General features: G+C 64.8%; 25 protein-coding genes. 13 read left to right on the forward strand and 12 right to left on the reverse strand.

Annotation, left to right across the window (positions count from 1 at the left end):
- The first annotated feature begins 290 nt into the window (after positions 1-290).
- Positions 291-1,526 carry a hypothetical protein gene (locus tag AOT83_RS02105; RefSeq protein ID WP_057963767.1) on the forward strand — a complete coding sequence of 412 codons (1,236 nt, stop codon included), beginning with the start codon at positions 291-293 and terminating at the stop codon, positions 1,524-1,526.
- Here AOT83_RS02105 and AOT83_RS02110 read toward each other — a convergent pair.
- The 7 genes from AOT83_RS02110 to AOT83_RS02140 form a co-directional block, all read right to left on the reverse strand.
- On the reverse strand, positions 1,480-2,082 hold the full coding sequence (locus tag AOT83_RS02110) for a DUF1707 domain-containing protein (protein WP_030094518.1): 603 nt from the start codon (positions 2,080-2,082) through the stop codon (positions 1,480-1,482). The genes AOT83_RS02105 and AOT83_RS02110 overlap by 47 nt on opposite strands.
- A gap of 86 nt (positions 2,083-2,168) precedes the next feature.
- Positions 2,169-2,954, reverse strand: coding sequence for an enoyl-CoA hydratase family protein (locus AOT83_RS02115; RefSeq protein ID WP_030094519.1), 786 nt, complete (start codon positions 2,952-2,954; stop codon positions 2,169-2,171).
- Between the two features lie 11 nt (positions 2,955-2,965).
- Complete coding sequence (locus AOT83_RS02120; protein WP_030094520.1) at positions 2,966-4,135, reverse strand: acyl-CoA dehydrogenase family protein; 1,170 nt, start codon at positions 4,133-4,135, stop codon at positions 2,966-2,968.
- Entirely contained in the window at positions 4,132-6,141 is a 2,010-nt protein-coding gene (locus AOT83_RS02125) for a biotin carboxylase N-terminal domain-containing protein (protein ID WP_057963768.1), read from the reverse strand. Before AOT83_RS02125 ends, AOT83_RS02120 begins: the two co-directional genes overlap by 4 nt.
- Before the next feature lie 13 nt (positions 6,142-6,154).
- Positions 6,155-7,750: a carboxyl transferase domain-containing protein gene (locus AOT83_RS02130; RefSeq protein ID WP_057963769.1), complete on the reverse strand. Its 1,596-nt coding sequence runs from the start codon at positions 7,748-7,750 to the stop codon at positions 6,155-6,157.
- Positions 7,747-8,895, reverse strand: coding sequence for an acyl-CoA dehydrogenase family protein (locus AOT83_RS02135; RefSeq protein ID WP_057963770.1), 1,149 nt, complete (start codon positions 8,893-8,895; stop codon positions 7,747-7,749). The genes AOT83_RS02130 and AOT83_RS02135 overlap by 4 nt, the downstream gene beginning before the upstream one ends.
- Positions 8,895-10,613, reverse strand: coding sequence for an acyclic terpene utilization AtuA family protein (locus AOT83_RS02140; RefSeq protein ID WP_044104193.1), 1,719 nt, complete (start codon positions 10,611-10,613; stop codon positions 8,895-8,897). The genes AOT83_RS02135 and AOT83_RS02140 overlap by 1 nt, the downstream gene beginning before the upstream one ends.
- A 313-nt stretch (positions 10,614-10,926) precedes the next feature.
- Between AOT83_RS02140 and rpmF the strand changes: the two genes are divergently transcribed.
- From rpmF to AOT83_RS02175, 8 genes are all read left to right on the forward strand, one after another.
- Positions 10,927-11,100 (forward strand): 50S ribosomal protein L32, encoded by a 174-nt coding sequence (gene rpmF / locus AOT83_RS02145; RefSeq protein ID WP_005063395.1) that lies wholly within the window; start codon positions 10,927-10,929, stop codon positions 11,098-11,100.
- A gap of 67 nt (positions 11,101-11,167) precedes the next feature.
- The gene (locus AOT83_RS02150) at positions 11,168-11,854 is read left to right on the forward strand and encodes a response regulator transcription factor (protein WP_030094525.1); all 687 of its coding nucleotides are present in this window, start codon (positions 11,168-11,170) and stop codon (positions 11,852-11,854) included.
- A 20-nt stretch (positions 11,855-11,874) separates the two neighbouring features.
- On the forward strand, positions 11,875-13,410 hold the full coding sequence (locus tag AOT83_RS02155; protein ID WP_030094526.1) for a HAMP domain-containing sensor histidine kinase: 1,536 nt from the start codon (positions 11,875-11,877) through the stop codon (positions 13,408-13,410).
- Between the two features lie 41 nt (positions 13,411-13,451).
- Positions 13,452-14,753 carry a trypsin-like peptidase domain-containing protein gene (locus AOT83_RS02160; protein WP_030094527.1) on the forward strand — a complete coding sequence of 434 codons (1,302 nt, stop codon included), beginning with the start codon at positions 13,452-13,454 and terminating at the stop codon, positions 14,751-14,753.
- 5 nt (positions 14,754-14,758) lie between these two features.
- Entirely contained in the window at positions 14,759-15,286 is a 528-nt protein-coding gene (locus AOT83_RS02165) for a molybdenum cofactor synthesis domain-containing protein (RefSeq protein ID WP_225422036.1), read from the forward strand.
- Between the two features lie 4 nt (positions 15,287-15,290).
- Positions 15,291-15,494 carry a hypothetical protein gene (locus tag AOT83_RS28090; protein WP_075907824.1) on the forward strand — a complete coding sequence of 68 codons (204 nt, stop codon included), beginning with the start codon at positions 15,291-15,293 and terminating at the stop codon, positions 15,492-15,494.
- A gap of 303 nt (positions 15,495-15,797) precedes the next feature.
- The gene (locus AOT83_RS02170; protein WP_030094529.1) at positions 15,798-16,469 is read left to right on the forward strand and encodes an MspA family porin; all 672 of its coding nucleotides are present in this window, start codon (positions 15,798-15,800) and stop codon (positions 16,467-16,469) included.
- Positions 16,470-17,024: 555 nt separating this feature from the next.
- A complete protein-coding gene (locus tag AOT83_RS02175) occupies positions 17,025-17,654 on the forward strand; it encodes an MspA family porin (RefSeq protein WP_044104533.1) in 630 nt (209 codons plus the stop codon).
- 26 nt (positions 17,655-17,680) lie between these two features.
- Here the strand turns inward: AOT83_RS02175 and mscL are convergent, their stop codons facing one another.
- The 4 genes from mscL to AOT83_RS02195 form a co-directional block, all read right to left on the reverse strand.
- On the reverse strand, positions 17,681-18,076 hold the full coding sequence (mscL, locus tag AOT83_RS02180; protein WP_030094531.1) for a large-conductance mechanosensitive channel protein MscL: 396 nt from the start codon (positions 18,074-18,076) through the stop codon (positions 17,681-17,683).
- Positions 18,077-18,085: 9 nt separating this feature from the next.
- Entirely contained in the window at positions 18,086-18,760 is a 675-nt protein-coding gene (locus AOT83_RS02185; RefSeq protein WP_030094532.1) for an SAF domain-containing protein, read from the reverse strand.
- Positions 18,761-18,824: 64 nt separating this feature from the next.
- Positions 18,825-19,151, reverse strand: a complete 327-nt coding sequence (locus AOT83_RS02190) for an FmdB family zinc ribbon protein (protein ID WP_030094533.1) — start codon at positions 19,149-19,151, stop codon at positions 18,825-18,827.
- Positions 19,152-19,241: 90 nt separating this feature from the next.
- Complete coding sequence (locus AOT83_RS02195; protein WP_336886463.1) at positions 19,242-19,841, reverse strand: 5-formyltetrahydrofolate cyclo-ligase; 600 nt, start codon at positions 19,839-19,841, stop codon at positions 19,242-19,244.
- A gap of 59 nt (positions 19,842-19,900) precedes the next feature.
- Here AOT83_RS02195 and AOT83_RS02200 point away from each other — a divergent pair, with 59 nt between their 5' ends.
- Genes AOT83_RS02200 through AOT83_RS02210 form a run of 3 tightly spaced genes read left to right on the forward strand, consistent with a single transcriptional unit; the run spans position 19,901 to position 22,808 of the window.
- On the forward strand, positions 19,901-20,830 hold the full coding sequence (locus tag AOT83_RS02200; RefSeq protein ID WP_030094535.1) for a UTP--glucose-1-phosphate uridylyltransferase: 930 nt from the start codon (positions 19,901-19,903) through the stop codon (positions 20,828-20,830).
- A 23-nt stretch (positions 20,831-20,853) separates the two neighbouring features.
- Positions 20,854-22,158 carry a gephyrin-like molybdotransferase Glp gene (glp, locus tag AOT83_RS02205; RefSeq protein WP_030094536.1) on the forward strand — a complete coding sequence of 435 codons (1,305 nt, stop codon included), beginning with the start codon at positions 20,854-20,856 and terminating at the stop codon, positions 22,156-22,158.
- The gene (locus AOT83_RS02210; protein ID WP_044104202.1) at positions 22,155-22,808 is read left to right on the forward strand and encodes a GNAT family protein; all 654 of its coding nucleotides are present in this window, start codon (positions 22,155-22,157) and stop codon (positions 22,806-22,808) included. The genes glp and AOT83_RS02210 overlap by 4 nt, the downstream gene beginning before the upstream one ends.
- A gap of 24 nt (positions 22,809-22,832) precedes the next feature.
- Here the strand turns inward: AOT83_RS02210 and AOT83_RS02215 are convergent, their stop codons facing one another.
- Positions 22,833-23,726, reverse strand: a complete 894-nt coding sequence (locus tag AOT83_RS02215; RefSeq protein WP_057963896.1) for a DUF559 domain-containing protein — start codon at positions 23,724-23,726, stop codon at positions 22,833-22,835.
- Between the two features lie 271 nt (positions 23,727-23,997).
- On the opposite strand from AOT83_RS02215, the gene glpR reads away from it, so the two are divergent.
- The gene (gene glpR / locus AOT83_RS02220) at positions 23,998-24,999 is read left to right on the forward strand and encodes a gephyrin-like molybdotransferase receptor GlpR (protein WP_030094539.1); all 1,002 of its coding nucleotides are present in this window, start codon (positions 23,998-24,000) and stop codon (positions 24,997-24,999) included.
- The last annotated feature ends 44 nt before the right edge of the window (positions 25,000-25,043 follow it).

The raw sequence follows: 25,043 nt of genomic DNA on the forward strand, positions 1-25,043 counted from the left end.
TTCGGTCACGACCGCGCGACTGATCTAGTGACGGCGTCTGTGGGCTGGGCGTACGTCCACCGCGGTGGCTCCACGCGACGGATGCCAGCACGGTGCCTGTGATGAGTTCGGCAGTTAACCGTTCGAAGGAAAGGAACCGCCATGCGCGAAATCGCTGTTGAGATCGTTGTCGAGGACGAAGAGATCGTTGCCACAACGGAAATGGTTGCCAGCCACTAAGAGTGGACGCCGGGCGTGCATGGTCGTCCCCCCGGCTGTGCACGCCCGGACGCAGCCATGGAGGCGAAATAGTGTTCGTCGAAGACTCTCGCTGGCGTCAGTTTGTCGGGGAGTGGGCCCCCGGGTACGAGGAAACGGTCTTCCTTCCCGGATTGGTGACAGACCCGAGTGTGATCAGCGGCCGGATCGCCGCGGCGGTGGCTACGGCGACCGCCGCAGGCGGAAAAGGGTTGCGACTACGCGGATTCCGGGGCAGTGAATTCGACTTCAAGCTCACCGAGCGGCTTGCGCGTACCGCTCCGCAAGGCGCGCAGCCGTTGACCGAATGGCTCGCCGAGAATGCCGACGACCGTCCGGCATGTGTCGCCATCAACGACGTCTCCTCATGGGATCTGGGCCTTGGCGCGTTCGCTCAGGCCCTGGTGCGCAGCCTTGTTCCGGGACGAGATCTGGTGTCCGGCGCCGATATCTACACGTTTATCGCCGATGTGGAGTGGACTCCCTTCGGGATACACAAGGACGACGAGCCATCGCTGATCTTCCATCTGGGCCCCGGTGTGAAGGAACTCTGGGTGTGGCCCGCCGATGGAATCGACCACCACCAGTTGTTCGAGAACCCGTCGTTGGGCAAGGTCTCGTTTGACTTCGACCGACTGCTGCCCGGAGCGCACCGCTACACCCTGACTCCGGGTGACTTCATATGCATTCCCCGGGGGCGCTATCACCTGTTCCGCAATGCCGGCCCTTCTGTCTTTCTGGGAGTTACACTCTTCCCGCCCAACATCCGGAAGTCGTTCTCGGACTGGATGATCGACCATCTCGGCGCACGGCTGGACGCAGCACACGAGCCACGCAGCTTCGATGACCTCCGCCGGCTGGTGCTCAACACGCTCGGCGACCCCGAAGCGATGTCGGGACTGGCGACAACCATGGAACTGGCGGCGGCCAAACAGCGCACCGCCGGGTATCTGCGGCCCCCTAAGGTGGCGGCCTTGCACACCGGCGATGCCCCTGCGGGTGTCCCGCTCGGCTGGGCCTACCCCGCGGTGGTGCAATCAATCGTCGGTGCCGATCGGACTCATCTGGTGGCCCGTGGCCGGGACATAACGTTCGGCGGCGCGGTGAATCTTGACGGACTCCTAGCGCTGTCCGGCGAGTTCACCCTGGATGATCTTGATGCCGTCCTGCCATCGGAACTGGATGTCGATCGGCGCGGTCAGATTGTGAATACGCTGTGGCGCTTCGGTGCTTTCGACGCTGTCAGCGCTCTTCCATCGACTCACGCCGCTTGCGCCGCTTCCGCTTGACGTTTACCCCGCCCCACAGTGAGAACCCCTTGACCGTCACATGTGGTGCGCCCTGTACCCCGGTGCCGCTCGCGGAGTGATCGAAGCCACCCATCACGGCGACGCCCCGGACATCCACATTGACCTCTGGTGGCAGGAGGATCGTCTGGCCACCCATGATGGAGAACGAGCGGATCTCGACCTCGTTGGAAGTGAAGTCGGCGTAACGCAGGTCCAGCACGCCGCCACCCCACAGCGCGAATGAAGTGAGCTTGCCGGGCACGTTCCAGCGGCCCCGTCGTTCAAATCCACTCATGATCGCCATCAGCACCGTTGATGGTGCTGGCTTGCTGTCTTTACCTCGAACCTGGGCAGTAGCGACGGCGGGCAGGTCGGCGCTGAGCTGATCAAGTTCACCGTATGTGTTTGCCGAGTACACCTTGGTGAGGCGTTCCTCGAATTCGGAGAGCTCCAGCCGCCCCTGCGCCGCTGCGTCGGATAACAGCTGCGCGACACGCATGCGATCGGCGTCTGCGGCCCGCATCGATGCGGTAACCCGCTCAGGGAGGTTGCTCATCACCGCCGAGCCTACGACGAACGGCGCTTAAAGGCACGCGGTTCATTCGTGTTGCTCAGCGCACTACACGCGTAGTGCCGACTGGTTCACACTTGCCAGGCGGGAGGACGCTTTTGGAGGAACGACAACATGCCCTCTTGCGCCTCCGGCGAGACGAACAGACGCGCCGACGTTTCCGTCAACTCGACTGCACGCGCATCGAAATCGGCGAGGATCGGCGCGGTGGTGAGCTTCTTGGACTCCGCCAGCCCCTGCGGTGAACCGAGCGCGATGTCATCGACCAACGACGTCACCGCGGCCTCGACTGCTTCGGAGCTGTCGACGGACTTTGTCACCAACCCGATCTCCGCGGCCACCCGTGCGTCGAACTTCTCGCCGGTGACGAAGTAGCGCGCGGCGGCCCGGCCGGTGAGCCGCGGCAGCAGCGTCAACGAGATGATCGAGGGCGCCACTCCGATGCGTGCCTCGGTCAGTGCGAAGGTGCTGTCGGGTCCCGCCACCGCGATATCGGCGGCACCGACGAGGCCGAAGCCACCTGCTCGCACATGGCCGTTGACGGCGATGACGACCGGTAGCGGCAGCTCCAGGATGTCGCGCAGCAGTGCGGTGAGTTGGCCCGCCCGATCCTTGGCGACATCCTGGGGATCGGATGATGCCGCTGAGCTCTCCGACAGATCGGCGCCCGCGCAGAACGTGTTACCGGTGTGGGTGAGCACCACGGCACGCACCGTTTTATCGGCGGCGGCCCGCTGCAGCCCCTCCCGCAATTGCCGCACCAGGCCGCTGGACAACGCGTTGCGGTTATGCGGCGAGTCGAGCGTCAGGCGGGCGGCGCGACCGTCCACCTCGTACTGGACGAGAGTGTCACTCATGGGTGTCTCCTTTAGTACGAGCGGGGCAGGCCGAGCGATGTCTGCGCGACGAAGTTGAGGATCATCTCCCGGCTCACCGGGGCAATACGCCCGAAGCGCGACAGGTTCAACAGCGGCGCCACGGCGTATTCAGAGGTCAATCCATTGCCGCCCAAGGACTGCACGGCCCGGTCGGCGGCCCGGCAGGCCACGTCCGCCGCGGCGTACTTGGCCATGTTGGCCGCCTCCGCTGCGCCCCAGTCGTCGCCGCAGTCGTAGAGCGTAGCGGCCTTCTGCATCATGAGCTTGGCCATTTCCAGCTCGACCTTGATCTCGGCGAGCGGGTGCGCAATGGCCTGGTGTGCGCCGATCGGTGTCTTCCACACCTGGCGCGTCTTGACGTAATCGGTGGCCTTTCCCAGGGCAAGGCGGGTGAGGCCAACCCCGCTGGCGGCGCCCATGATTCGCTCGGGATTTAAACCGGCGAACAGCTGCATCAGCGCGGCATCCTCGGAGCCGACGAGCGCATTACCCGGCACGCGCACATCGTCTATGAAGACCTGGAACTGCCGTTCCGGGAGCGTGAGCTCCATATCGATGGGTGTGTACTCGAATCCCTTGGTGTCGGTGGGCACCACGAACAGCGCCGGCTTGAGCTTGCCGGTCTTGGCCTCCTCGGTGCGCGCCACCACCAACACGGCGTTGGCCTGGTCGACGCCGGAGATGTAGACCTTGCGCCCGTTGAGAATCCAGTCGCCGCCGTCGCGCTTGGCGGTGGTGATGATGTTGTGGGAGTTCGAGCCGGCGTCGGGTTCGGTGATGGCGAACGCCATCGTGAAGGTGCCGTCGGCCATCGAGGGCAGCCAGTTCTTCTTCTGCTCATCGGTGCCGTAGCGGGCGATGATCGTGGCATTGATGGCGGGGGAGACGACCATCATCAGCAGCGGACACCCGGCCGCCGAAAGCTCCTCGAACACGAGCCCGAGCTCGTACATGCCGGCGCCGCCGCCGCCGTACTCCTCCGGAATGTTCACTCCCAGGAAGCCGAGCTTTCCTGCCTCATCCCACAGCTCGTTCAGGTGTGCGTGGGTCTTGGACTTCTCCAGGTAGTACTCGTGGCCGTAGCTACCGGCGAGCGAGGCCACCGCCTGGCGCAGCGCCTTGCGCTCGTCGGACTCTACGTACGGATTGGTCTGCGTCATGTGGGCTCTCCTTCGGTGTTGGCCTCCGCGGCCAACTGGGCTAGTACGGTGCCGAGCTCGACCTGTTGTCCCGGTTCGACATTGAGGATCTCTAGAACGCCGTCGGCGGGGGCGACGATGGTGTGCTCCATCTTCATGGCCTCCAGCCAGACAATGGGTGTACCCGCGGTGACGGTGTCTCCCACCGCGGCACCCACCCGCAGCACCACTCCTGGCATCGGCGCGATGAGCGAGCCCGCCGCCACCTCGGTGCTGGGGTCGGTGAATCGGGGCACCGCGGCCAGTGCCACCGGACCGAGTGCGGAGTCGACGTCCACGGTCGCCCCATAGAAGGACACGTCGAATCCGCGGCGGACGCCGTCAATGACGAGCGCCACGTGATCCGGTGTCGCCGAGACCAAGTCAATGGATGGCCAGTCGCCATCCAGCTCCAGGCCGGACCTGGTCAGGCGATACCGCACCGAGATGACGCTCTCGCCGACCGCGAATTCCTTGGTCTGGAAGCCGGACGCCAGATTGCGCCAGCCGCTTGGAAGGGCCGCGCAGGCTACCGCCGAGGCCCGGTTCGCGGCTGCGTCGGCAAGTGCCGCGGCAAGCGCCGAGTACTGGTGCGCCGCCTCATCAGCCAGCGGTTTGGCAAGGATGTCCAGGCCGTGCTTGTTCAGGAATGACGTGTCGGTGTCACCGGCGAGGAACGCGGGGTGACGCAACACGTTGACCAACAGATCACGGTTGGTGGTCAGCCCGTGTATCCGCGCGCGTTCCAGCGTCGACGCCAGCAGCCGGGCGGCCTCGGTGCGCGTCGGCGCCACCGTGATGACCTTCGCAAGCATCGGGTCGTAGTGCACCGACACCACGCTGCCGTCGACAATGGTCGAGTCCAAGCGGATCCCGTTGCGCCCCGGATGTCCAGGCAGCTGGAATTCCGTACTGGCCCCAGGTATGTCGAAGCGCCGCACGGTGCCGCTTTGCGGTTGCCACTCGGCGGCCGGATTCTCCGCATACAGCCGCGCCTCGATCGAATGACCGTGGATCGCAGGAGGTTCCGGATCGAGCCGTCCGCCTTCGGACACCTGAATCTGCAACAGCACCAAGTCCAGACCGGTGGTGCACTCGGTCACCGGGTGCTCCACCTGCAGGCGGGTGTTCATCTCGAGGAAGAAGAACTCGCCGTCTTCGGTGGCCAGGAATTCCATGGTTCCCGCGCCCACATAACCGATTGTCGCCGCGGCGGTACGTGACGCCTCGAAGAGCCGCTCGCGCATGCCGTCGATTCGGGTCACCAAGGGTGAGGGTGCTTCCTCGATGACCTTCTGGTGACGGCGCTGGATGGAGCACTCGCGCTCACCCACGGCCCACACCGTGCCGTGACTGTCGGCCATCACCTGTACTTCGATGTGCCGGCCGGTGCCCAGGTAGCGCTCGCAGAAGACCGTCGGGTCCCCGAATGCGGATTGGGCTTCCCGTTGTGCGGCAGCGATTTCAGCGGGAAGTTTGTCGAGATCTGACACGATCCGCATACCGCGGCCACCGCCACCGGCGGAGGCCTTGACGAGCACCGGAAGCTGATCGGCGGTGACGGTGTCGGGGTCGAGCTGGCCCAGCACCGGCACGCCGGCGGCTTCCATGAGTTTCTTGGACTCGATCTTCGAGCCCATCGACTCGATTGCCGTGACCGGCGGGCCGATCCAGGTCAGGCCGGCGTCCGCCACCGCGCGAGCGAAATCGGCATTCTCGGAGAGGAATCCGTAACCGGGGTGGATCGCGTCGGCGCCGGTGGCCTTGGCCGCGGCGATGATGAGCTCACCGCGCAGGTAGGTCTCGGCACTCGAGGTGCCGGGTAGGTGCACCGCGGCATCGGCCTCGGACACATGTGGGCTGTCGGCGTCGGCATCCGAATAGACGGCGACAGTTCCGAGCCCAAGCTTGCGGCAGGTGGCGAAGACGCGGCGGGCGATTTCGCCGCGGTTGGCGACCAGAACAGAGGTGATCGAAGGCGCAGTCATGTGTTCCAAACCCTCACATCCGGAAGACGCCGAAGTTCGACGTCCCCTCGATCGGTCCATTGGCAATGGCGGACAAGCACATACCGAGCACCGCCCGGGTATCGCGGGGGTCGATGACCCCGTCGTCATACAGGCGTCCGGACATGAACATAGGTAGCGACTCTGCCTCGATCTGTGCCTCGATGGCAGCCCGCATGGCGGCGTCCGCGTCCTCGTTGACGGCCTGGCCGCGTGCCGCCGCGGCGGCACGGCTCACGATGGAGATGACGCCGGCTAGCTGGGTGCCGCCCATGACCGCGGATTTCGCACTGGGCCAGGCGAACAGGAACCGGGGGTCGTAAGCGCGGCCGCACATGCCGTAGTGCCCGGCGCCATAGGAGGCCCCGACGATCAGAGACAGATGCGGCACCGTCGAGTTCGATACGGCGTTGATCATCATCGACCCGTGCTTGATCATGCCGCCCTCTTCGTACTCCTTACCCACCATGTATCCGGTGGTGTTGTGTACGAAGAGAAGTGGCGTGTTGGTCTGGTTGGCCAGCTGGATGAACTGAGTGGCCTTCTGTGCTTCCTCGCTGAACAGCACGCCACGCGCATTGGCGAGGATGCCGATCGGGTACCCGTGCAGCCGGGCCCAGCCGGTGACCAATGAGGAGCCGTATTGCTCCTTGAACTCGTCGAACTCCGAACCGTCGACGATCCGCGCGATGACCTCACGCGGATCGAACGGAATGCGCAGGTCCCCGGGGACGATGCCGAGTAGCTCCTCCTGGTCTGCGATGGGTTCGATGACCGCCGCGGGCTTGGGGCCCTTCTTGACCCAATTCAGGCGCGCGACGATCTGCCGACCGAGCCGTACGGCGTCCTGTTCATCGGCTGCCAGGTAGTCGCCCAAACCGGAAACGCGGGAGTGCATTTCGGCGCCGCCGAGCGATTCATCGTCGGACTCCTCGCCGGTCGCCATCTTGACCAGCGGCGGACCCGCCAGGAACACCTTGGAGCGTTCCTTGATCATCACGACATGGTCCGACATGCCGGGAATGTAGGCGCCACCGGCGGTCGAGTTGCCGAACACCAGAGCGATCGTCGGGATGCCCGCGGCCGAGAGCCGAGTGAGGTCGCGGAACATCTGTCCGCCGGGAACGAATACTTCCTTCTGCGTGGGCAGGTCCGCACCACCGGATTCCACCAGAGAGATCACGGGCAAGCGATTCTTGAAGGCAATATCGTTGGCCCGCAGTACCTTACGCAGTGTCCAGGGGTTGCTGGTACCACCCTTGACGGTGGGGTCGTTGGCCACGATCATGCACTCGACACCCTCGACCACGCCGATGCCGGTGACCAGTGAAGCCCCGACGGTGAAGTCGCTGCCCCAGGCCGCGAGCGGACACAGCTCCAGGAACGGGGAGTCGGGGTCGATGAGCAGCTCGATGCGCTCACGTGCCAGCAGCTTGCCGCGTTCATGATGGCGGGCAACATATTTGTCGCCGCCACCGGCGAGTGCCTTCGCAGTTTCGGCATTGACCTCGGCCAGCTTGGTCGCCATGGCCGCTGCCGCGTCGACGTATTCGGGAGAGCTGGTGTTGACGGCGGTACGGAGGATTGTCACGACTGGAACCCCAGGAGCTTGGCCGCCAGCGAAGTGAGGATTTCGGTAGTGCCGCCACCGATCCCGATGATCCGCATGTCGCGGTACTGCCGTTCGATCTCGCTCTCGGTCATATAGCCCATGCCTCCGAACAACTGAACGCCTTGATTGGCCACCCACTCGCCGGCTTCGACGGCGGTGTTCTTGGCGAAACAGACTTCGGCGATGAGGTTGGTTTCACCGGCAATCGCCCGGTCGACCAGCGCGTGGGTGTACACCCGCGCCACATCGACGCGGCGGGCCATCTCCGCGAGTGTGTTCTGCACGGATTGACGGGAGATGAGGGGGCGCCCGAAGGTCTCCCTGTTCCTGCACCATTCCACGGTCAGGTCCAGGCAGCGTTGCGCACTCGAATATGCCTGGGCGGCAAGACCGATTCGCTCGGATACGAAGGCGCCGGCGATCTGCGCGAAGCCGGTGTTCTCGCCGCCCACCAGATTCTCGGCGGGTACCCGCACATCGGTGAAGGACAACTCGGCGGTATCCGAAGAACGCCAGCCCATCTTGTCGAGCTTGCGGGCGACCTCGAACCCCGGGGTGTCCTTGTCGATCAGCAGCAGCGAGACTCCGGCCGCCCCCGGTCCGCCGGTGCGGACCGCGGTCACCACGTAGTCGGCGCGCACGCCGGAGGTGATGAAGGTCTTGGCGCCGTTGACGATGTAGTGATCGCCGTCTTTTTTGGCCGAGGTGGTCAGATGCCCGACATCGGAACCACCGCCGGGCTCGGTGATGGCCAGCGATCCGATGAGATCACCGGCCAGGGTGGGCTTGACGTACTTGTCGATCAGTCGCTGATCGCCGGAGGCGATGATGTGCGGTGTGGAGATGCCGCAGGTGAACAGGGAAGCGAACACGCCGCCGGGCACACCGGCATAGTGCAGTTCCTCGCACACGATCACCGGATCGATGGCATCTCCGCCGCCACCGCCGACCTCCTCGGGCGCACCCGGACCGAGCAGACCCAGATCGCCGGCCTTGCGGTGCAATTCACGAGGAAGCAGGCCGTCACGTTCCCATTCGTTGACATGCGGCAGGATCTCGCGCTCGGCGAAGTCACGTACGGTCTCCCGAAGCGCCTTGCGCTCTGGGGTGTTCCACTGGGCCACTAGATTGTCTCCTTCAGAAGGGATTCGGGGACGTCGATCTCACGGGAACGCAGCCATTCGCCAATTCCCTTGGCCTGTGGGTCAAACCGGGCCTGATAGGCCACACCCTTGCCGAGAATGTCCTGGATGACGAAGTTCACGGCCCGCAGCTTGGGCAACAGGTAGCGCGCCACCTCCAACTGCTCGGTTTCCGGCAGCAGCTCACGCAGCGCATCGATGGTCAGGGCGTGCGCAAGCCAGCGGTATTCCTCATCGGTGCGCACCCAGACGCCGACGTTGGCGCTGCCGCCCTTGTCACCGCTGCGCGCACCCGCGAGGGTTCCCAGTGGGATTCGGCGTACCGGCCCGGCCGGAAGCGGTTCGGGCAGCGCCGCTGCCGGGGCGTCGGCGAGGGGCAGCGTCTGGGAGGCCTGCGCGATATCGATACGCGAGCCATCGGCCAGCACGGCCACATGCGGAACCTTCTCCGCGGGGACGTATCCCGGAGTGAACACGCCGTACGGTTCGCCGTCCTTGGGAGGCGTGGTGACGTGGAAGCCGGGGTAACTCGCCAGGGCCAGCTCCACCGCAGCGTTGGAGAACTGCCGCCCCACCTTGTTCGGGTCGGAGTCGCGCACCATCACGTGCAGCAGGGCGCTGGCCGCCTGTTCGGTGTCGGCATTCGGATGATCGGTGCGGCCCAGCGTCCATTGGATGTCCTGTGGGGCTCCCGCGGGGGAAGACAGGGCGGACTCCAACTGCTTGCGGGTCAGATCCGCCTTGGCGTCGATATCGAGTCCGGTGAGCACGAACGTCATCTGATTGCGGAAGCCACCCAAGGCGTTCAGCGACACCTTCAGGTCCGGTGGTGGTGCCTCGCCCGTCACACCGGAGACCCGCACCCGGTCGGGGCCCTCCTGGGTCAGCTCGATGCTGTCGATCCGGGTGGTGACATCAGGGTTGGCGTACCGCGCCCCGGTGATCTCATAGAGCAGCTGTGCGGTGACGGTGCCCACGCTGACCGCGCCGCCGGTACCTGTGTGCTTCGTGATGACAGACGAACCGTCCTCATGTACCTCGGCCAGCGGGAACCCGGCACGCGAAAGGTCGGGGATCTCGGTGAAGAAGGCGTAGTTGCCTCCGGTGGCCTGGGTGCCGCACTCGATGATGTGCCCGGCCGCGACCGCACCGGCGAGCTTGTCGTAGTCGTCACGGCGCCACCCGAAGTGTGCGGCGGCGGGGCCGACGATCACGGAGGCGTCGGTGACCCGGCCGGTGACCACGATGTCGGCCCCGGAATTGAGGCATTCCACGATGCCCCAGGCGCCGAGATAGGCATTGGCGGTGAGCGGTGACCCCAGTCCGAGCTCTGCGGCACGGGGCAGGAGATCGTCGCCCTCGACATGTGCGACATTGGCCGCGATTCCCAGTTTTTCCGCGAGTGCGCGGATGGCCTCCGCCAGACCCGCGGGGTTCAGACCGCCGGCGTTGGCGACGATCTTCACGCCCTTGTCCTGGGCCAGGCCCAGGCACTGCTCGAGCTGGCGCAGGAACGTCTTGGCGTAGCCGCGTTCGGGGGCCTTGGCGCGGTCGCGCCCGAGGATGAGCATCGTCAGTTCGGCCAGATAGTCGCCGGTCAGGTAGTCGAGTTCACCGCCGGTGAGCATCTCGTGCATGGCCGATATTCGGTCACCGTAAAAGCCTGAACAGTTCCCAATTCGTACCGGCGCAGTGGTCACGGTGGTCCTCTCGAGGTCGGCATCGACTGCTCGTGCGCTGCCAAATTACCTCACGCACTAAAACGTCAATCTAGCGGTCCAACCAAGTGGTTGGCCGAGCCCAGGTGATGGCGTCGACACGCCGTCTTATGGTGAGAAAATGCGATACGAATCCGCCGCGATACGGCGTGTCGGCGCGGATTGATCCGAGCAAATTTGCAGCTCATGTCCGCCACCGGCTATCGTGTGGTGATTGTCGCTCGCTGCGCCCGACATGTTGGCGCGGCGCGGGCGAATGACACAGAAACCTGAGAAATAAGGAGAGGGCGCGACCATGGCCGTCCCCAAGCGGAGAATGTCCCGCTCCAACACCCGTAGCCGGCGCTCGCAGTGGAAGGCCACTGCCACTGAGCTGGTCAATGTCACTGTCGGCGGACAGAACCACAAGGTTCCCCGTCGCCTGCTCAAGGCTGCCCGCCTCGGGCTCATCGATCTCGACCGTCGCTGAACGACGCGAGACCTGATTCTCAGGCTTCCTCAGTAATATCTCAGCCGCACGGTTAACACTGGTACCTGTGCGAATTCTTGTAGTCGATGATGACCGTGCTGTGCGCGAGTCGTTGAGACGGTCTCTGTCCTTCAATGGGTACTCGGTGGATCTGGCCGAGGACGGCGTCGATGCGCTGAATGTCATCGCGGCCGACCGGCCGGACGCGCTGGTGCTCGACGTGATGATGCCCAAGCTCGACGGACTCGAGGTATGCCGTCGCCTGCGCAGTACCGGAGATGATCTGCCGATCCTGGTGCTCACCGCACGAGACTCGGTCTCCGAGCGCGTGGCGGGTCTGGATGCGGGCGCCGACGATTACCTCCCCAAGCCTTTCGCGCTTGAGGAACTCCTGGCCCGGATGCGGGCGCTGCTGCGCCGGACCACCGTCGACGAGTCGGCGGACGCTGCCACGCTGAGCTTCGGTGATCTCACGCTCGATCCGGTCACCCGCGAGGTTTACCGGGGCACTCGGTCGATCAGCCTGACCCGTACCGAATTCGCACTGCTGGAAATGCTCATGACGAACCCCCGGCGGGTGCTCACGCGCAGCCGCATCCTCGAAGAGGTGTGGGGATTCGACTTCCCGACGTCCGGTAATGCACTTGAGGTGTATGTCGGTTATCTGCGGCGCAAGACCGAAGCCGAGGGGGAGCTCAGGCTCATCCACACCGTTCGCGGTGTCGGCTACGTGCTGCGGGAGACCCCTCCGTAATCCCTATGGCGACACTAAGGATGCGCAGACCGACGTCTGCACTGTTCTCTCCACTACGGGCAACCAGCTCATCGGTATCGCTGCGCTGGCGCGTGATGCTGCTCGCGATGTCGATGGTGGCGATGGTCGTGGTGCTGATGGCCGTGGCGTCATACCTGTTGGTATCCACGGCGTTGTACCGCGATGTCGACAAGCAGCTCAACGATCGCGCCAATCTGCTCATCGGCAGTGGGCTGCTGTCGGTGGACCCGCGTCGCGCCATCGAAGGCACCGCGTACTCCGCCGATGTCAACGCCAAGCTGATCTTTCCGGGGCTCATCACGTTCTCGGCGACACAGCAGGGACAGATCATTCCCTACGGCGCTCCCGAGCAGGCGGTGACCCGTGGCGAGCTCGAGCAGTCGCTGCGCACCGTCAATCATCAACGCGTGCTTGCACTTAGGCTCGACAATGGCAGCACGCTGATCATGGCGAAATCGCTCGACCCCACCGATACCGTGCTGCGGCGACTGGGCTGGGTGCTGCTGATTGTCGGCGGCGTAGGCGTGGCGGTGGCGGCCGCCGCCGGAGCCGTGGTGGCCGGCACCGGGTTGCGGCCGGTGGCCAGGCTCACCGATGCCGCCGAACGCGTCGCCCGAACCGATGATCTGCGGCCCATTGCCGTCACCGGCAGCGACGAATTAGCGCGGCTCACAATCAGTTTCAACACCATGTTGCGTGCCCTGGCCGAGTCCCGCGACCGCCAGGCACGTCTGGTGACCGACGCGGGCCACGAGCTGCGCACGCCGCTGACCTCATTGCGCACCAATACCGAGCTGCTGATGGCCGCCATGCAACCGGGCGCTCCCCGTCTACCCGACGAAGAAATGGAAGCGCTGCAACTCGATGTGATCGCCCAGATCGAGGAATTGTCCACATTGGTGGGCGATTTGGTCGATCTGGCCCGTGGTGACGGTGCCGACATCGTGCATGAGCCGGTAGACCTGGTCGAGGTGGTCGAGGGCACTTTGGAACGAGTCCGCCGCCGTCGCAACGACATCGAATTCGACGTCGTCATGCAGCCGTGGCAGGTCTACGGCGACGCGGCAGGACTGTCGCGCGCGGTTCTCAACCTGCTCGACAACGCGGCGAAGTGGAGCCCATCGGGTACCACGGTATCGGTGCGGCTGGCCCAGGTGGACGCCGCGCACGCCGAGCTGGTGATCTCCGATCGTGGGCCCGGGATTCCGCCCGCCGAACGGGATCTGGTCTTCGAGCGGTTCTACCGGGCCACCCCGGCCCGGGGAATGCCGGGATCGGGTTTGGGGTTGGCCATCGTGAAGCAAGTTGTGCTCAAACATGGTGGCGCGATCAAGGTCGAGGAGACGGAACCTGGTGCGGTGGTCGACGGCAGTCCGGCCCCGGGTACGTCGATGCACGTGCTTCTTCCGGGCCGTCCCGGACCCGTCGGGCACCCCGACGGGGGTGACACCGCCGGGCGCCGGAAGTCTGCGCCAAACGCGAGGGAGATCTCAGTGGATTCTCAGTCCGCTCCGGCAGCGTGGCACCCGAGCTAGTCGATCGTGAACGCCTATGAAGGACGGGTGAGGAAGTACCTATGACCAACGACCCCCACGGCAATTGGGCCTACCGGCCGTCCGGTCACTACTCCGGACAACAAGCGCCGACGCATCATGCGCAGTCCGGCCACCACTATCAGGGCCAGGCATACGGATACTCACAGCAGCAGCCGCCGAACCAGCAGCGTCCCCCTCAGCCGCAGAATCAGGCCCCCCGGGGGAAGCGCAGTGGCGGGCTCGTGGTGGGTGCGACCGTCCTGGCTCTGGTCTCCGGTGGGCTGGGCGGAACTGTGGGTGCCGTCGTCGCCGACCGCCAACACAAGGCGCCCGTCGTCACCAGCGGCAGCACCGGCTTGACTCCTATTGCTCCGGGCCGTCAGCCCGCCGCGCAACAGGTGTCCGCGCTGCCCGCGGGATCGGTGGAACAGGTTGCGGCCAAGGTGCTTCCGAGTGTCGTCAAGCTCGAAACAATCATGGGTCGTTCGAGTGAAGAGGGATCAGGGGTCATCCTGTCCGCCGACGGTTTGGTGCTTACCAACGCGCACGTCGTTCAGGCTGCGGGTGAACCCGGCGCCAAGACCACCGCCACCATCGCGGGCGGCAAGAACTCGCCCTTCACCGTGGTGGGGATCGATCCCGCCACCGACATCGCCGTGATCCGAATCACCGGCGCTTCGGGCCTGACGCCCGTCGCACTCGGCTCCTCCGCGAATCTTGTTGTGGGGCAGTCGGTTGTCGCGATCGGTTCTCCGCTGGGTCTGGACGGCACGGTGACCACGGGCATCGTCAGCTCGCTGAACCGCCCGGTGTTCACCGCGGGACAGGCGGGTAACCAGGACACCGTGCTGGACGCCATCCAGACCGATGCCGCGATCAACCCGGGCAACTCCGGTGGTGCGCTGGTCAACCTGAACGGTGAGCTGGTGGGCATCAACTCCGCCATCGCGACCATGGGTGGAGATTCCAGCGGCGAGACACAAGGTGGATCCATCGGCCTGGGCTTTGCGATTCCGGTCGACCAAGCCAAGCGGGTCGCCGATCAGCTGATCGCCAACGGCCACGCCACCCACGCTTCTCTGGGAGTTCGGGTTGGCAATGAGAAGGAGATCCAGGGCGCCAAGATCGTCGAGGTGGTTGCCGGTGGTGCCGCCGAGAAGGCCGGGGTGCCGAACGGGTCGGTCGTCACGAAGGTGGACAACCGCCCGGTGAACAGCGCCGACGGGCTCGTGGCCGCCGTGCGTTCCAAGGCGCCGGGAGACAAGGTGACGCTGACCTACACCGATGGCAACGGCGGACCGGAGAAGACCGTGGATGTGACATTGGGTGAGGTCGCCCGATGACTCAGATGTCCCTGCGAGCCGTTACGGTTGCTTCCATGACAGAGCTTGAGGTGCTACCGGTGGGGCGATCTCTGGTCGTCATCGTCAACGACAGAACGGCCCACGGCGACCAGGACACCAGTGGTCCGCTGGTCACCGAGTTGCTCTCGGAGGCTGGAATCGTGGTCGACGGTGTGGTGGCGGTCGAGGGAGACCTGACCGAGATTCAGAACGCGGTCAACACCGCGGTCATCGGCGGTGTGGATCTCGTGGTGACCGTGGGCGGCACCGGCGTCACCCCGCGCGACGTGACCCCCGAGGCCACTCAGCCATTGCTCGACCGTGAGCTGCTGGGCATCGCCGAGGCCATCCGGTCATCGGGGCTTGCGGCAGGTGTCACCGAGGCTGGTCTGTCACGCGGCGTGGCGGGTATTTCGGGAAGCACCCTGGTGGTCAACATTGCGGGAACGCGAGCTGCGGTGCGCGATGGAATGGCCACGGTGACACCGATGGCGATTCAGATCATCGAACAGCTATCGAGTCTGGAGATCTGATCGGGTGCCGACCCCCGAGGGTCCCGATTGTGACCTTCGCCACAAAAGTGGCGAAGGGGGAACAAGAGTCAGCAATGCGGACATCGACAGGATCTTCGGCCAGGCGATGCCGTCTTTGGGCCCAGATGAACGCGATGTGAACGATTCGCGCGGCTTGCACGAAAGTGATCGGTGGTTGCGCGATAACGTGCCGCCCCATCACGGCTAAGGAATTCCCGCATATCGAACGCGTAAATCCGGCAGGTCGCGAAGTCTGGATACCCATTCGGGGTGTCGGTTCCCCCGTCGTGCCTGGGCGTTTCCCAGCAAATTGCTCGTTCACCCAATTGTTAACCCGGGGATGTCTTGGGTTCGGCTAACTTCGGCTTCACGTACGTGCCCAGAGTTGGGTGAGCCCACCGCGAACAGAACTCGCGTTCAGATTGCCGCGTGGTCACCGTGCCGATATCGTCCTTCTGTCCGTCGCTTAGGAAATTCTCATGTTCGCCATGAGTGGACTGATAGGAAAAGAATGAAGCTGTTGAGCAAGGTATCGGGCTGGGCCCGCCACGGTCTGTTGGCGGTTGGCGCCCTAGTCATGACTCTTGTTGCTCTCTTTGCGACGGCGGCGACGGCGCATGCGGGTCTGGACGATGAGCTGACCCTGGTTGATGGCAAGGGCCGGACACTGCGGATTCAGCAGTGGGACACGTTCTTGAATGGTGTGTTTCCGCTCGACCGCAACCGCCTGACCCGCGAGTGGTTTCATTCGGGCCGCGCGGTCTACGAGGTGACGGGCCCCGGAGCAGACGCGTTTGAGGGCACCCTGGAGCTGGGTTATCAGGTGGGTTACCCCTGGTCGCTGGGTGTGGGGCTGAACTTCAACTACACGACCCCCAATACCTCGATTCTTTACGGTATTCCGAACGCCTTCGGCGGCAACCCGGAAGCCTCCTACATTCAGACCACCAACCTGCTGCCCTCGGCGGGTATCAACGTTGACCTGGGCAACGGCCCCGGCATCCAGGAAGTGGCGACGTTCTCTGTGGCGATCGCCGGACCCAAGGGTGCCGTTGCGGTATCGAACGCCCACGGCACGGTGACCGGTGCGGCCGGTGGTGTGCTGCTGCGTCCCTACGCCCGGTTGATCAGTAGCGCCGGTGACAGCGTCACCACCTACGGCGAAACCTGGGACATGAAGTAGCGAGATTTCGCTGACTTCCGGGTACCAGGCGTTTTCACGCAAGTATTCTTCGCGCAGGATGAGCGGCCTTACCTAGGTCGAGGTCGCCATCGTGCGGCCAAGGGAGTTCCGAGACGAGGCGGGGTGCGCTGCCGCTCCAGGGGATCACTGCGATTGCGTCTGACTTCTCCCTCTAGGTCGCGTGGTGTTGCGGTGTGGCGGGGCGAGGGTGCTGTTGCGTCCTCATGCCCGGCATTGATACCGCGGATGACGGTGTCGCCACTCAGGGGCGAAACCTAGGGCATGAAGTAATTGCCATTACTCAATAGGTGCGTCGCGGCAGGACGCTGCGCAGTTAAGAACGGTACGTAATCACAGAATCTGTGCATCGGCTGTGAGTTAGCTTGCCGGAAACATTCGGGAAACTCGCAGGGATGATTTGGCCGTTACGTTTGGCCCGCTTGGGCAACAATGTGGTCCTGGCGAAACAGGCATTGTCCAGGCGTGTATCCGCCCGAGTATTGAGGGAGCTAAATGAGAACAGGTGGCATCTGGCAGGTCATGCACAACACCCTCATGCGATTAATACTCGCGGTGGCTGGCGTGATGGGACTGGCAGTTATCGGGACGGCGACGGCGCATGCGGGTCTGGACGATGAGCTGACCCTGGTTGATGGCAAGGGCCGGATGCTGCGGATTCAGCAGTGGGACACGTTCTTGAATGGTGTGTTTCCGCTCGACCGCAACCGCCTGACCCGCGAGTGGTTTCATTCGGGCCGCGCCGCCTACGAGGTGACGGGGCCGGCGGCGGACACGTTTGAGGGCACCCTGGAGCTGGGTTATCAGGTGGGTTACCCATGGTCGCTGGGTGTGGGGCTGAACTTCAACTACACGACCCCCAATACCTCGATTCTTTACGGTATTCCGAACGCCTTCGGTGGTGGCCCTGAGGCTTCATACATTCAGACCACCAACCTGCTGCCCTCGGCGGGTATCAACGTTGACCTGGGCAACGGCCCCGGCATCCAGGAAGTGGCGACGTTCTCTGTGGCGATCGCCGGACCCAAGGGTGCTGTTGCGGTCAGTAATGCGCATGGCACGGTGACCGGTGCGGCCGGTGGTGTGCTGCTGCGTCCCTACGCCCGGTTGATCAGTAGCGCCGGTGACAGCGTCACCACCTACGGCGAAACCTGGGACATGAAGTAATTGCCCTGGCGGGCCGGGCAGAAGAGTTAGGACGTCTTCTTCTGCTCGGCCAGCAGGTCGCGGATCTCGACGAGCAATTCCGCCTCGGTTTGAGCGGCAGGCTCTTCGCCCGACTTGGCCAACCGCTCCTTGATCGTGTTGTACGGCAGCACCACCAGGAAGTAGACGACCGCCGCGATCAGGATGAAGTTGATGGTGGCGGTGATCAGGACGTTGAAGTCCAGATATTGGCCGCCGCCAATCCCCACCTTGAGCGCAGGGTGATCCGAATCGGGGCCGGTGCCTATCCGATTGATCAGCGGCTGGATGACGGCGTCGCTGAACTTGGTGACCAACGCGGTGAAGGCCGCGCCGATGACCACAGCGACCGCGAGGTCAATGACGTTGCCGCGCAGCAGAAAATCTCTGAATCCCTTGAGCATGGTCTGACACTAACGCAAGGTCAGCGTTATCGCTTGGACTAACGCGGTTGCGGCGACACGATTTGCCTGCTGCGGCGGCAATGCGACCATTACCACCCGCTGCGTCCCAACGCCTTTGGTTGAGGGTTTCGGCGAAACCAGCACCACCACGGCGCCGGTGGCCAGCACGGCGGGTTCGGGTGGCGCGGTATCCGGTGCGCCGGGTCCTCGATCGGCCACAGTAAGGATGTCGACGATATCTCCGGTGCGGATCATGTCGAGGGTGGCGGCATCACCCAGCGGCACCGGGACGATGCGCGCGTCCTTGCCGGCGGCCGACTCTGCCAATCGCGGGCCCAACACGCGTAAATCGGTCAGCATTTCCCCTCGGCGAACCGGCCCGGCGAGTGTCGCACCCACAATGGTTCCCGCATTGGTGCTGACCCCGTCCGGAAGGATTGTCGAGGAACGCTTTTCGAGTCGTACGTCATCGCCGGTGAGGATCGTGCCGGGATGCAGGTCATGGACGGCGACCATCACCTCGACACGATCGTTGGCCGGATCGGGGCGAAATGTCAGCACCGCCGCGAACAGCACCAGGATCGCCGCCGCGATTCGCCGGGCCAATGCTGAGCGTGCCCAATCGGGGCGGAGTGCCGCCGATACGCGCTGCAGCGCAGTGGGATCGAGAGGCGAGCGGGCCATGCCCTCACGCTAGGACGACGCGCAGCCCCACGTCAGCACGCAATGTGCCGCTGTGGATAACTCGTCAGCTGGCGGCAGCGGATGCGGTGGCGGTGGATGTCGAGCTGGAGGAACTCGAAGTACTCGACGTCGATGAGCTACTCGCCGAGGACTCGGAGGACTTGGATTCACTCTTGCTGCCGGAATCGCTCTTCGAGGCGGCGTCCACGCTGCCCGAGCGGCTATCGGTGCGGTAGAAGCCGCTGCCCTTAAACACGATGCCCACCGAGTTGAACAGCTTGCGCAGCTTGCCCGAGCACTTCTGGCACACGGTCAGGGCATCGTCGGTGAACGCCTGGACGATGTCGAACTTGTCGCCGCAGTCGGCACACGCATAGGAATAGGTGGGCATGAGGGGTCCTCCAGGAACTGGCAAGCCATGAAACGCCACTAGCACTCTACCGTTTGGAGTGCTAGGTCCGCCACTGGGCGACCTGGGGATTCAGCCGAGTGTGACCAATCCGTCTGCCGTCAGCGCCTGGGTCACCGGTACATCGTGCGGACCGGCCGGAATGTCATCGAGTATCTCGCCGACATAGACGGGTGCGATCAACGCCACCGAGGCTGCGGCGAACCTCAGTGATCGGTCATAAAAGCCTGCGCCACGGCCCAGCCGGTTTCCCCGTCTGTCCACCGCGAGTGCCGGGACGAATACCAGCTCGGCGTCGGCAAGGGCGGCGGGACCGAACACCGGCGGCGCCGGTTCCCGCAGCCCGAAAGGTGCGTCCATGAGCTCTCCGGGTCGGTACTGGCCCCAGTTCAGTGAGGTTGGGGTCCCCATCGCGTCATGACGTGCGACGGGGAGCAGAACCTGGACACCGCGGGTGGCCAGGGCATCGAGCATCTCCACCGTCCCGGGCTCGGATCCCACCGGCAGGTAGGCGGCGACCACCGAGAGCCCCGAAGCCGCGGCCGCGACATGCGCGGCGAGTGCGGCGTTCTGTTTTTCGCGATCGGTAGGCGACATCGCCCGTCGTGCCTGCACAATCTGTTGCCGCAGGACGTCCTTGATGTTCTCTGGGGTGTTCTGGGGAGAGCCGATTCCGTGACGGTACCGCCTTACCCACGCAATCCCGTGGTCAGTGGTTAGGGTGAGTGGCTATGACGGCCCCTGACGTGTCCATCCCGCGCACCGCCGTGGTGCCCGCCGCAGGTCTGGGCACCCGGTTTCTGCCGGCCACCAAGACTGTGCCCAAGGAACTACTCCCGGTGGTTGACACCCCGGGTATCGAGCTGGTGGCGGAGGAGGCGGCCGAGGCCGGTGCTGAACGCCTGGTGATCGTCACCTCGGAGGGCAAGGACGGCGTCGTCGCGCATTTCGTCGAGGACTTGGTGCTGGAGGGCACGCTCGAGGACCGCGGTAAGCACGCCATGCTTGAGAAGGTGCGCCGCGCACCCGGACTCATCAAAGTGCAATCGGTGGTCCAGGCCGAGCCGCTTGGCCTCGGGCATGCGGTGGGCTGTGTGGAGCCGGTCCTTGACGACGACGAAGATGCCGTCGCGGTGCTGCTGCCCGATGACCTGGTGTGGCCGCGGGGCGTATTGGAGACCATGGCCAAGGTGCGGGCCAAGCGTGGCGGCTCGGTGCTCTGCGCCATCGAGGTCAAGCCCGAGGAGATCAGTTCCTATGGTGCGTTCGACGTCGAGATCGTTCCCGATGCTGCCAACCCAAATGTGTTGCGCGTCAAGGGAATGGTCGAAAAGCCTAAGGCCGAGGACGCGCCGTCGAACTATGCCGCGGCCGGGCGGTATCTGCTGGATCGGGTGATCTTCGATGCGCTCAAGCGGATTCCACGGGGTGCGGGCGGCGAGCTACAGCTCACCGACGCCATCGCCTTGCTGATCGATGAGGGACATCCGGTGCATGTCGTCGTGCATCGTGGATCCCGACACGACCTGGGAAATCCTGGCGGCTATCTCAAGGCTGCTGTTGACTTTGCGTTGGACCGCGACGACTACGGTCCGGGCTTGCGGCAGTGGTTGGTCGAGCGGCTGGGTCTGGGACCTGCCACGCTGCCTGATTCCGAGTAACGCTCAAGAAGAGAAGGGCACCAGTGCGTTCGGTCGAGGAGCAGCAGGCCAAAGTGACGGCGGCTGCGGTCGCGCCGCGCCCGGTTCGGGTGGCGATCGCCGAAGCCCAGGGTTTGTTGTGCGCCGAGGAAGTGGTGACCGCTCGGCCGCTACCCGGGTTTGACCAGGCCGCCATCGACGGATACGCCGTGCGCAGCGTGGATGTGCAGGCGGCCGGTGGCGTGGTGCGGGTGATCAGCCCGGGTGAAGGCGCCCCGGATGAGGAAGATGACCTCGAGGAATCCAGCGGCGAGATCGGAACGGTCGAGTTGCCCGTGGTCGGGACGGTGCGGGTAGGGGAGCGCACCCCCACCCGGCTGCAGCCCCGGCAGGCCGTGCGGGTGCAGACCGGTGCCCCGATGCCGACATTGGCCGATGCGGTGCTGCCGTTGCGCTGGTCCGAGGGCGGTGAGTCGCGGGTCAAGGTGCTGCGCGCGGTGCGTTCGGGTGACTACGTGCGGCGCACCGGTGATGACGTGCAACCCGGTGATGTCGCGGTCCGTGCAGGCACGATCATCGGCGCCGCGCAGGTTGGGTTGTTGGCCGCGGTGGGGCGTGATCGGGTGCTGGTACACCCGCGTCCTCGGCTGTCGGTGATCAGTGTGGGTGGCGAGCTTGTCGACGTCGACCGCACGCCCGGTAACGGCCAGGTATATGACGTGAACTCCTATGCGCTGGCGGCCGCGGCCCGCGATGCCGGTGCCGATGTGAACCGGGTGGGCATCGTCAGCGCGGAGCCCGCCGCATTCCGCGAGGTGCTCGAGGGTCAGCTGAACCGGGCAGAGGTTGTCGTCGTCTCCGGCGCCGTCGGCGGTGCCGCAGCGGAGGGGATTCGTGAGGCGCTGTCGGCGCTGGGCGATATGGAGGTCGGGCGCATCGCGATGCATCCGGGTTCGGTGCAGGGCTTCGGTCAGTTGGGCCGCGACGCGGTGCCGACCTTCCTGTTGCCGGCGAACCCGGTGGGCGCCCTGGTGGTGTTCGAAGTGATGGTGCGGCCGCTGATCCGCCTGGCCCTGGGGCGCAGGCACGCGCAGCGCCGAATTGTCCAGGCGCGCACAGTTTCTCCTATTACCTCTATCGCCGGGCGCAAGGGTTTTCTGCGTGGCCAGTTGATGCGTGATCAGGACACCGGTGAGTATCTGGTGCAGATCCTGGGCGCGCCGGGTGCGTCATCGCATCTTCTCGCCACGCTTGCGGAGGCCAATTGCCTCGTGATCGTGCCCGCCGAGGTGGAACAGGTTCGTACCGGGGAGATCGTCGAGGTCGCGTTCCTGGCGCAGCGCGGATGAGCGTCTGGCGTCAAGAGAGTGCACATCCCGGTTGGCCGATGCCGCTGGGAAAACTGCGCGTGCCCGCGGGAGTGGTGTCGGTGCGGCCCATCCGGTTGCGAGACGGGATGGCGTGGAGCCGGGCACGGCTGGCCGACCAGACACATCTACAACCGTGGGAACCGTCCTCGGAGGTCGACTGGATGGCGCGGCACGGCGTGTCCTCGTGGCCCGCGTTGTGTTCGGGTCTGCGGGCCGAGGCGCGTAAGGGGCGGATGATTCCGTGCGCGATCGAGCTGAACGGGAATTTCGTCGGGCAGCTGACGATCGGCAATATCGCGCATGGTGCGCTGCGCTCGGCATGGATCGGGTACTGGGTGGTCAGCACGGTTACCCGGCAAGGGGTGGCAACCGCGGCGCTCGCGCTGGGGCTCGATCATTGTTTCGGGCCGGTCACCCTGCACCGGGTGGAGGCGACGGTGCGGCCGGAGAACGGGGCCAGCCGCGCGGTGTTGTCCAAGGTCGGTTTCCGTGAGGAAGGTCTGCTCAAGCGGTATCTCGACGTCGACGGTGCCTGGCGCGATCACCTGTTGGTGGCGATGACGGTCGAGGAAGTGCGTGGGTCGGTGGCCGCGATGCTGGTGCGATCCGGAAATGCCGCCTGGGCCTGAGCTCGTTTCTGCTGAGTCTGCGTCTCACGACGCTTTCGGGGGAAAAGCCGTCGTGAGACGCAGACTCGCCAGCTGAAGTGCTTCGTCGACGCGGCTGACGATCGTGCCGGGGCGGTGCCGAAGCAGTTCTGAGGTCACCCGGATGATCGTCCAGCCTTCATCCGTGAGTGCTGCGGCTCGGTCGATGTCCCGGGAACGTTGGCGTGGATCCGTCCAATGCTGCGTGCCGTCGAACTCGACTCCTACCTTCGCGTCCTCCCACCCCATGTCCACGCGTGCGACGAAGTCACCGAATCTGTCGAGCACCCGTATCTGCGTCTGAGGTTTGGGGAATCCGCTGCGGACCAGGAGCAGGCGAGTGCGGGTTTCCTGTGGCGACTCGGCTCCTGCGTCGACGAGTTCAAGCACTTCGCGTAGGCGCACGACGCCGCGGACGCCGGGATGGCCGGCCAGCACCGCGTGAACCTCGGGTGTCGTCAGGCCGGTCGCGTTCATCAGGGCATCGATTCTCTCCACGGCGTGGCCGAGGGTCAGCCGCCGCCCGAGGTCGAACGCCGTACGTGCGGGCGTGGTGGCATTCGTGCCGTGGACCTCGGTGATTTCGTTGGCGAGTAGCGAATCCTGGTGGACTGTTAATCCGGATGGTGTCCGGTAGTTGTCAAAGACGAGCTCAGCTGGTCGATCGCCGTCTATCCATTTCGCACCGTGTAGGGCAGATGCCGACAGTCCGGCGACAATGCCCTGGCGTCGCGACCAGTGCCAGGCCGCGACCGCTCGTTCGGTCGCCGAGAGCTGTGCATCTCTTGGCACGAATACGCCGGGGTACAGCTGCCGGTACAGGCGGCGCATCCGGCGTTCGGAGATCGCACCGGATGCGAGTACGTCGGCTGAGCGGAATGGCCACGGAATGTCCCCCATGGCGCGCAGCGTCCCACCGCGCTCCGACACCCCGTAGCGAGTCTGCGTCTCGCGACGCTTTCGGGAGAAAAACCGTCGTGAGGCGCAGGCTCGCGAGATATTACTGAGACTGATGTGACTATTGGGGCCTGTGATGCTTGCCCCTGTAGAATTACAGGTGTGTAATTGGTATCGGCGCGCCTCATAACGTGCGCAGATCGCCAACCTAGCCTTGACCTGAGGCTTAAGGCGCAGAGGCACACCTGACGCGCACAGAAAGGAGCAGGCCGAGATGCCGAGCATCCCCCAATCGGTGTTGTGGATCGGACTGGTCGTGCTGTGGCTGTTCGTCCTGGTGCCGATGCTGATCAACAAGCGTGACGTGGTGAAGCGCACGAGCGACGTCGCCCTCGCCACCCGTGTTCTCAACGGGAAGGCCGCCAAGCTACTGCGCCGCACCGGCCCCGCCGCCGGTCACCGTAGTGACCCCGACTTCCGTCGCGAGGACATCGACGAACTCGAAGACGAGGACGAAGACTCGACCGGCGTCATCGCCAGCGAGCCCACCGAACAAGACAAGGACGCCGCGCAGGCCGTCAAGGCCATGGCCGTGCGCAAGGTTCGTCCCGAAAAGATCGAGACCGACGAGCCTGTAGACGTCGACGTCATCGACGAGGATGCGACCGCATTGCCGGCGGGCGAGGCCGCGTTGTCCGACGACCTCGAGGATCTGGAAGAGGCGCCCGTCGCCGAAACCGATTCGCGCAGCTATGAGTACGAGTACGTGGACGACACCTCGGGTCTGGCGATTCCTGCCGAGCCGGCACGGGAACGGCACCAGGCTCCGCCGGTGTACAGCTCGTCGCGGCGCCGCCGATTCGACCCCGACGTCATGGCCAAGGAGAACGCACGCAAGTTCGCCTTCCGTAAGCGCGTGCTGATGGGCCTAGTCGCGGCAATGGTCATCGCCGGAGTAGTCGCGGCGACCGCGACCAGCACCGCGTGGTGGGCCTGCGGCGGTTTGGGTGTGGCGGCGGTGCTCTACCTGGGCTACCTGCGCCGTCAGACCCGCATTGAGGAGCAGCTGCGTCGTCGTCGCGCCGCGCGTTACCAGCGGGCGCGCGTGGTGGGCGTGGAGAACGTCGCGGACCGTGAGCTCGATGTGGTCCCGCAGCGGCTGCGCCGTCCGGGTGCCGCCGTCCTCGAAATCGATGACGAGGACCCGGTTTTCGAGCACCTGGATTACTACGACGAACCACGGCAGTACCGTATGCCGCACGCTGTCGGTCAGTAGTTATCCAATTCGGTCTGACGCGGGACCGGCTGGTAAGGTCTTAG

Origin of the sequence: Mycobacteroides sp. H001 (assembly GCF_001440005.1) — a bacterium.
GTDB classification, from domain to species: Bacteria; Actinomycetota; Actinomycetes; order Mycobacteriales; family Mycobacteriaceae; genus Mycobacterium; species Mycobacterium gwanakae.